Source organism: Caldisericota bacterium (assembly GCA_034717215.1).
Taxonomy (GTDB): domain Bacteria; phylum Caldisericota; class Caldisericia; order Caldisericales; family Caldisericaceae; genus UBA646.
In genome coordinates, this window is the sequence record JAYELD010000101.1 from 1 (window position 1) to 1,572 (window position 1,572).

Here is a 1,572-nt window from a genome sequence, read left to right on the forward strand (position 1 = left end):
TCTCCCAGTTGAGATCCTTGCGAGCCCTGGCCATGTGCTCATCCCTTTTCTTAGCATCAGCCACTCCCTTAGCAATATCTCCAACGTGAGCAGCGAGACATGAAGCTATTACCCCTTGCTTAACATTGTCTACGTCAGGCAGTGAGAGATGCTCGGCAGGAGTTACATAACATAAAAAGTCGGTACCGGCAGCAGCGGCAATAGCTCCACCAATTGCACCTGTGATATGGTCATAGCCTGCACCAATATCAGTGACCAAGGGGCCTAGAACGTAGAAAGGAGCTTCATGGCACAGGCTCTTTTCTAATTCAACATTGGAAACTATTTGGGCTAGCGGTAGATGGCCTGGTCCCTCAACCATTGCTTGAACTCCAGCTTTTCTGGCGCGATCTACCATCTCTCCTAGTATGATTAGTTCTTCCACCTGAGCTCTGTCTGTAGCATCAGCCAGACATCCTGGGCGGAGGCCATCACCCAAGCTCAAGGTTACATCATATTCATGTGCAATATCCAGTAAACGATCATAATATTGGAATAGGGGATTTTCCTGGCCATTATGTAATATCCAACCTGTGAGGAAGGCCCCTCCTCTTGATACGATGCTAGTTATTCTGCCCTCATTTTTTAGCCTTGCTATGGATGCTTGGGTTACGCCGCAGTGTACGGTGATAAAATCAACACCGTCTTTGACCTGATTTTCAATCACGTTGAATATTTCATCAACTTTCATATTGACGAGGGCCTTGTGTTTCTCGATTGCTTCGAGTCCAGCTTGGTATATGGGTACGGTTCCCACGGGGATAGTACTGTTGGCGATAATAGTCTGTCTTGTGCTTGATATATCGCCTCCTGTACTTAAATCCATTATGGTGTTGGCGCCGGTGTCAATTGCCATCCGTAGTTTTTTTAACTCTAAATTGACATCGCAAAGGTCGGAGGAAGTTCCTATATTAGCGTTGACCTTTGTCTTGAGCCCTTTTCCAATGCCGCAGGGAGTCGAGTTGCTGTGTCTGAGGTTCGCCAAAATTATAATTTTGCCTTCGGCAATTCCTTGTTGCAAGGTATTAACGTCGAGTTTTTCGTGTTGAGCAACCTGTTCCAACTGGGGAGAAATAATGCCAGCCTTGGCTAGTTCTAATTGAGTCATTTTCGTAGAAACATCTTGTCAGGTGATTTTGGCGTAGGAAAGATGGCCAGTAAATCTAGCATAGGAGGATGGCAAATGCAACGCTGGGTTTATTGCCTGCGCTCGAGTCCATCGTGTATGACTATGCTAAAGAGGTGATCTTTAAGCCCTATGCATTACATGGTTTCTGGAACCGTCATACCCATTAGTCGAAGTGTTTTGGCTAAGGTGATTTGAGATGCTCTGACTAGCTTGAGGCGAGCTTTAGTTAGTGCCTCATCTTGAGATACAACCCTGCATTGTTTGTAAAAGCTATGAAAGAGGGTGGCTAGGTCCTGGCTATAATATGTTAGGAATTGAGGTTGTAGAGTGTCTACGACATTTTCTATGGTTTCAGGCAGGAATGTTAGGCAGCGAATGAGGCTAAGCTCAGGTTCAGTTGAAAG

2 protein-coding genes are annotated in these 1,572 nt (G+C 45.7%); both read right to left on the minus strand.

Translation table 11 applies throughout. The features are described 5' to 3' along the window. On the minus strand, positions 1 to 1,147 hold a 1,147-nt coding region (thiC, locus tag U9Q18_04120), incomplete at its 3' end, for a phosphomethylpyrimidine synthase ThiC (GenBank protein MEA3313542.1). A gap of 155 nt (positions 1,148 to 1,302) precedes the next feature. Further along, complete coding sequence (locus U9Q18_04125; protein ID MEA3313543.1) at positions 1,303 to 1,545, minus strand: DALR anticodon-binding domain-containing protein; 243 nt, start codon at positions 1,543 to 1,545, stop codon at positions 1,303 to 1,305. Between the last annotated feature and the right edge of the window lie 27 nt (positions 1,546 to 1,572).